The organism is Idiomarina sp. UBA4206, from assembly GCF_002383015.1.
Taxonomy (GTDB): Bacteria; Pseudomonadota; Gammaproteobacteria; order Enterobacterales; family Alteromonadaceae; genus Idiomarina; species Idiomarina abyssalis.
This window is the reverse complement of record NZ_DFTS01000014.1, coordinates 19888-25864: the sequence shown is the minus strand read 5'-3', so window position 1 is coordinate 25864 and position 5977 is coordinate 19888. Positions and strand designations below refer to the sequence as shown.

The 5977-nt window shown below is 45.2% G+C and carries 7 protein-coding genes; 3 read left to right on the top strand and 4 right to left on the bottom strand.

All coding sequences use genetic code 11. The features are described 5' to 3' along the window. Both B3180_RS02740 and B3180_RS02735 read right to left on the bottom strand, forming a co-directional pair. The coding region (locus B3180_RS02740) for a cryptochrome/photolyase family protein (RefSeq protein WP_286842901.1) at nucleotides 1-1021 on the bottom strand (1021 nt) is incomplete at its 3' end. A 2-nt stretch (nucleotides 1022-1023) separates the two neighbouring features. After that, nucleotides 1024-1959: a YbgA family protein gene (locus tag B3180_RS02735; protein ID WP_199494705.1), complete on the bottom strand. Its 936-nt coding sequence runs from the start codon at nucleotides 1957-1959 to the stop codon at nucleotides 1024-1026. A gap of 145 nt (nucleotides 1960-2104) precedes the next feature. Between B3180_RS02735 and B3180_RS02730 the strand changes: the two genes are divergently transcribed. From B3180_RS02730 to B3180_RS02720, 3 genes are all read left to right on the top strand, one after another. Beyond that, nucleotides 2105-2683, top strand: coding sequence for an LON peptidase substrate-binding domain-containing protein (locus tag B3180_RS02730; RefSeq protein WP_054487571.1), 579 nt, complete (start codon nucleotides 2105-2107; stop codon nucleotides 2681-2683). 88 nt (nucleotides 2684-2771) lie between these two features. Next, nucleotides 2772-3392: a sigma-70 family RNA polymerase sigma factor gene (locus tag B3180_RS02725; RefSeq protein WP_054487569.1), complete on the top strand. Its 621-nt coding sequence runs from the start codon at nucleotides 2772-2774 to the stop codon at nucleotides 3390-3392. Beyond that, a complete protein-coding gene (locus tag B3180_RS02720; RefSeq protein WP_222236908.1) occupies nucleotides 3382-4059 on the top strand; it encodes a ChrR family anti-sigma-E factor in 678 nt (225 codons plus the stop codon). The genes B3180_RS02725 and B3180_RS02720 overlap by 11 nt, the downstream gene beginning before the upstream one ends. Before the next feature lie 45 nt (nucleotides 4060-4104). On the opposite strand, the gene B3180_RS02715 is transcribed toward B3180_RS02720, so the two are convergent. Together B3180_RS02715 and pheT are read right to left on the bottom strand one after the other, a co-directional pair. Then, on the bottom strand, nucleotides 4105-4401 hold the full coding sequence (locus B3180_RS02715) for an integration host factor subunit alpha (RefSeq protein WP_054487565.1): 297 nt from the start codon (nucleotides 4399-4401) through the stop codon (nucleotides 4105-4107). A gap of 3 nt (nucleotides 4402-4404) precedes the next feature. Continuing rightward, nucleotides 4405-5977: phenylalanine--tRNA ligase subunit beta (gene pheT / locus B3180_RS02710; RefSeq protein WP_286842894.1), on the bottom strand; the 1573-nt coding region annotated here is incomplete at its 5' end.

Genomic DNA, 5977 nt, shown 5'->3' with positions numbered 1-5977 from the left:
AGTTGTGCATCCATCCAGTTGATGTCAATTGACGCATTCCGGCGTCAACAATTGGGTATCCTGTACGACCCTCACACCAACGTTGAAAGGCGTCACTGTCGTCTAACCATTGAATACTATCGGTTTCAGCCTGAAAACTTTCACCCTTAGATAAGCGTGGCACAAAATACATAAGATGCTGATAAAATTCGCGCCAGGCTAACTCAGTAAGCCAGGTATCTGCTCCTGACGGCAGCCCAAAAGGAAACTCCGGGGAAAACTGATGCAGCGCACGCGCCGCGGTTTGCGGGCCGACAACACCCAAGGCTAAATAAGCAGAAAGTTTTGAGGTGCCACTTTCCGCCGGTATGTCTCTGGCGCTTTTATACTGCGATACACTATGGCCAACAAACTGCCCTAACTTACCCAAAGCTTCTTGCTCTCCTGCACTCCAGTCAGACGAATCCTTACTTTTAAAAGGAAGCTCCGGAAGCCCTTTGGCCTTTACCATGGTGTAGGGGGTAATTTTTAAGGGGTCATTTTGCCCTAGCTCGCTGATAACTTGTCGCCAACGTCGGCTAAAAGGAGTGAACTTCTTATAATAATCACCCTGCTGCGTCCTGACTTGTCCGGGGGCAACCAGTAAGTTTCCATGGTAAGTTATAAGTTCGATATCATCGTTGCTGAGTACAGCTTCTACCGCTGCGTCCCGACGTTTTTCATCCAGCGCATACTCTGCGTTAATATGAACCCGCTTAACTTCATGTTCACGGCAAAACTGCCTAAGCGCCCCCGGAACCTGGCTGAATTTTGGAACCAACCTGACTTCAAGCTCAATTCCGTTATCTGCTAAGTCTTGTTGTAGACTCTTCAGGTTACGCCAAAGAAAATCGACTTTTATTGGCGCCCAGTTATGGTTATCCCAAGTTTCATAACAGGCAAAAAATACAGCAACCGGCGCGTCATCACTTTTACAGGCATGAAATAACGCCGGGTTATCTAACATTCTCAAGTCACTACGGAACCAAATTGCTTCACGCATCTTTATAGCCCATAACGTAATTTTAAATCTTCAGGGTACGGTTTCAGGTACCACTGACCTTCCAGGTACTCTTTTGGAAACTCTCTGAGATAATGTCGTATTAGTGTGAGTGGGGACATAAGCGGTAAAATACCGTCATGATACTGAAGAATTATGTCGCTCAGTTCTTCCCTGCGTCGCTGTTCAAGATCGGATTTAAAATAGCCCTGAATATGTTGAAGTACGTTGGTATGGTTTTTACGCGACGCCGGCTTAGCTAAAGCGTCCATAACGTCGACAATGTATTGTTGAGCAAATACGTCGTCAATAACATCCTGCTCGCCCAGACGTTTGCCCAGTTCACGGTAAGCCTGCTGGTTGTGAGCCAGCAACAGCAACTTGCAACTTTGGTGAAACTGCAAAAGCCGATGTTTTGATAGGTTATTCCTAACTTCTTTCCACTGATTAAAAACATAGACGCGCATAACGAAGTTTTCGCGCAAGTGAGGGTCATTCAACCGCCCGTCTTCTTCTAAAGGTAACGCCGGATTATTCTCCTTAAGCCGGGCTGCAAAAATACCCATTCCCGCTTTTTGCGCATGGCCGGTTTCGGGATCATACAACTTAACACGCTCCATACCGCAACTGGGCGACTTAGCACAAAGAATATAGCCACTCAGCTCATCAACTTTAACCTGAACCTTGTCAGCAAAAGTCGCTAAGTCTTTTGTTACATTTTGCCCCGTCTTAGGCACCACCGCTTGAACAGTATCGTGCTGTTCAAGTCTAATGGTTGGTCTGGGCACCGGCATTCCTATTCCAACCTCCGGACAAAAACGTACAAGCTGAATGTGTCGGCTTAGCTCATCGACACAGAAAGAAGATTTTTTATGTCCCCCATCAAACCTGACTTCGTCACCCATCAAACAGGAACTGATACCAACCTTTAGTTTCACAATGTTATCCTTATTCACGTTTCCTGATGATAACCTACGGTATATCGCTAAAAATAGTTTGTCATTTACAAGATAAAAAAGATCCAACAAGACCCGCGCCGACGTAATGTTTGTTAAATGTTCAAAGTCGCTAACCAAATGAGGTTATATGCAGCAGTATCAGCAGTTACCGCTATTCCCGCTCACAGCGCATATAATGCCGGGCGGGCGCATGAAACTAAAAGTGTTCGAGCCTCGCTATACTCGGTTAGTTAAAGAGTGTCTGCAGAACGACAGCGAATTTGTTGTAGCCATGTTCAATAATGAACATGCCGCGACATCTGCTGACTATTTGCTGCCTTATGCAACCACAGTGAAAATCATTGACTTTGAACCGCGAGATGACGGCTTATTAGGTATTACCGTTGAAGGCAAAAACCGGGTTCGAATCGATGAACACTGGTCGGAAAATGACAAGCTCAGGTTCGGCAAAATTGAATACCTTGAGAACTGGCCGGAACTTGCGCTTGATGCAACCTCCAATAAGTTAAAGACCCGGCTTCAAGAAGCTTTTGAAACCTACCCGGAACTTTCTGAACTGCTGCCTGACCTGGGCTACGAAAATCTTGATTGGATCTGTTCTCGTTGGCTTGAAATACTGCCATTGGATGTTTACACCAAACAAGAACTTATTCGATGCGAAAATTGTCTTAAAGCAAAGGAATATCTGCTAGACTTAATTCGTTAATTGAATAAATATTCTGCCATCCGGGTGATCTTTTTTTTTAGCACCCCGTAATAGTTAGAACTAGTGAACAAAAGTAGCAGGTCTAATTATGCAAATGATGTCAGAAAGAACATCGACTCGGGGGTCTATGACTACCACCCAGACAGATGCTGCAGATAGAGCAGCGGAACTGCTGGCAAAGATCGCAGAAAATAGAAGTCGTGCTGCCTTTAGTGAACTTTTCAGGCAATTTGCACCAAAACTGCAATCCTACGCTACAAGACAATTTGGTAATGAACAAACCGCTATGGACTTAGTCCAGGAAACCATGACAAACGTCTGGCATAAAGCGCATTTGTTCAAGCCTGACCGTGGTTCACCTTCTACATGGATATTTACCATAGCGCGTAATATTCGTTTTGACTTACTCCGTAAGAATAAAAAACGTAAAGACGATATTAGTGCCGATGAACTATGGCCTATCCTCTCTGAACAAAACGACAGTCTCGATGACGGTTATGCGTTAGATCATGATGTGTTAATGCAGGAAATTTCGTTTTATTACGCACAACTGCCTGACGCACAACGCGTTGTTATAGAAAAGATTTATATTGAAGGCAAGTCCCAGCAAGAAGTATCCGATGCATTGGGAGTTCCTTTGGGGACAATTAAGTCCCGTACTCGTCTAGCATTAAAAAAATTGAAAGAGTTGATAGTCGATGATAATTAAATCACATCCAGGCGAAGGCCTTTTATACCAGTACGCTGCAGGTGACTTAAGTGCAGCGATGACCCTTGTCGTTGGGACACACATCGATATGTGTAAAGCATGTCGTCAAACAGTGTGTGAAATTGAACAAAAGCTGTGTGAAGAAAACCTGGATACTCTTGTTAGTGTCGCCAGCACTACCATGAGCAAGTCTCAGTGCGATCAAATGCTTGAAGCTATCTTTGCGTCTTCAGCATGTAACAAGCAGACTCGTCAGCCAAATGAGATACTTTCTCTGGAAGGTCGTCGATTCACTCTGCCCCGCACTTTAGCTCACAATAGCCATCGTATTGGTGAATGGTCTAAGCTGGTCGGAAAACTCTGGAGAGCACCTTTGACGTTGGATAACGGTAACCAAACTAACCTTATCTATATGGCGCCCGGTGCAAAAGTGCCTGAGCATACGCACAAAGGTCAGGAAGCGACATTGGTCATTGATGGCGTTTTTAACGATGAGAAAAATGAATACAGAGATGGTGATTTTATTTTGTTGGATCCAAGCAGAACGCATACACCGGAGACACAGGATGAAGATTGCTTAACTCTGGCAACATTAGATGCACCACTGCATTTTACTTCTGGCATCAGTCGTTTATTAAACCCCTTTAGCCAGTTGTTCTTTCGCTAATTCAAGTAATAAAATTTAGTACCTAAATACGAAAAGAGCCTGAAGTTAACCTTCAGGCTCTGCGTTTTCTACACGGCTTTTAAATTTTTGCCCGGGTTTAAAAGTAACCACGCGACGCGCCGAAATTGGAATTTCTTCACCCGTTTTAGGATTACGGCCAGGGCGCTGATTTTTGGTTCGCAGTTCAAAGTTGCCAAAACCTGACAACTTCACTTGCTCCCCTTTTTCCAAAGCAACTCTGATTTCTTCAAAAAAATCTTCAACCAACACTTTGGCATCTTGTTTACTAATACCGTATTTGTCGAACAGTACTTCCGCCAATTCTGCTTTGGTCAGCGCCATAGTTTAATCCCTCAATGTTGCATTAAACTCACTCTTTAATGTCTCAATAAATTTCGTCATAAGCTCAGTGACTTCGGCTTCTTCAAGCGTCTTGTCGCTGTCTTGTAATGTCACAGACAGTGCCAAGCTCTGCTTACCTTCTGGTACACCATCGCCGACATAAACATCAAACAAGTTTAGGTCAACTAACTGTTTTACGCCAACATTTTCCATCGCAGCTATCAGCTCACCCGCCGCAATCTGCTTATCAACGACGACAGCAAGGTCCCTGCGAATGGATGGATAGCGAGAAACGGGCTTTGCCAACGGTAAAGGTCGTTGAGTCACAGCTGATAACGACAACTCGAAAACAAAGGTGCGTTGATTAAGACCGAGAGCCTTATCAAACTTCGGATGTAAAGCACCGATGTCACCAACTTTTTCAGAGCCATGGTAAATAGCCGCCGACTGCCCCGGATGCAAAGCCGGGTTTTGCGACGCAACAAACCGAAACTCAGCTGAATTACCCGTTTGAGCTAACAGGGCTTCGACATCCCCTTTCATGTCATAAAAATCAACGCTGCGATCACCTTCAGACCAATGCTCTGAATGCGCTTTACCAGACCGTATACCGCTGATTACCGCTTCCTGACGAACGCCATTTTCTGCCGACTCATCGGGGATAAAACGTAATCCCGTTTCAACAAAAGCTAAAACAGCCTGTTGACGCTTCTGGTTATGAGCAACCGCGCCGACTAAGCCCGGCCACAAGCTCACACGCATAGAAGACATATCCACTGAAATTGGGTGTGGCAAGGTCAATGCTGCAGTTTCATCAAACATTAGCGCCTGGTGTTTAGGATCAACAAAGCTGTAAGTTATTGCTTCCTGATAACCACGGCAGACCATAGCATCAATCAGTTTGTGAGTACTAAGCTCGCCTTCTTTACGCTCTGTCATGCGCAGTTGAGCTGCAGGAGGCGCTGCCTGAATTGAGTTGTAACCGTAGATACGGGCAACTTCTTCAATCAAGTCTTCTTCTATACTCAAGTCAAAGCGGTATGAAGGAATACCGACTTGCCATTGCTGGCCGTCAAATGAAACATCAAAGCCTAAACGCTCTAAAATTTCGGTAACGCTATCGTCAGCAATGCTAACGCCTAACACTTTTGCTAAGCGGCTAATTCTTAGTGTGATATCCGAGCGTTGTGGTAGAAGCTCTTCTGCCACCGCTTCGGTTACCGGCCCCGCTTCACCACCGCAAATTGCCAACAATAATTCTGTGGCTCTCTCCATAGCAGCGCGCTGCAACTGAGGGTCTACGCCGCGCTCGTAACGATGCGAAGCGTCGGTATGCAAACCATAACGGCGGGCTTTTCCTAAAATGGCATCCGGTGCGAAGAACGCACTTTCCAGAAAGATGTTCTGGCTGTTTTCAGTAACACCGCTGTTCTTACCACCGTAAACACCAGCCATTGCTAATGCTTTGTTATCATCGGCAATAACCAGGGTATCCTCATCCAACTCAACTTCTTGATCATCAAGCAAAGTAAGCTGTTCTTTAGGCTGGGCTAAACGAACCGTTATGTCGCCCTCT

Excerpts from the sequence above, each read along its gene's own strand:
- B3180_RS02725 (WP_054487569.1), top strand. The coding sequence starts at position 2,772 with ATGCAAATGATGTCAGAAAGAACATCGACTCGGGGGTCTATGACTACC.
- B3180_RS02730 (WP_054487571.1), top strand. The coding sequence starts at position 2,105 with ATGCAGCAGTATCAGCAGTTACCGCTATTCCCGCTCACAGCGCATATA.
- B3180_RS02715 (WP_054487565.1), bottom strand. The coding sequence starts at position 4,401 with ATGGCGCTGACCAAAGCAGAATTGGCGGAAGTACTGTTCGACAAATAC.
- B3180_RS02720 (WP_222236908.1), top strand. The coding sequence starts at position 3,382 with ATGATAATTAAATCACATCCAGGCGAAGGCCTTTTATACCAGTACGCT.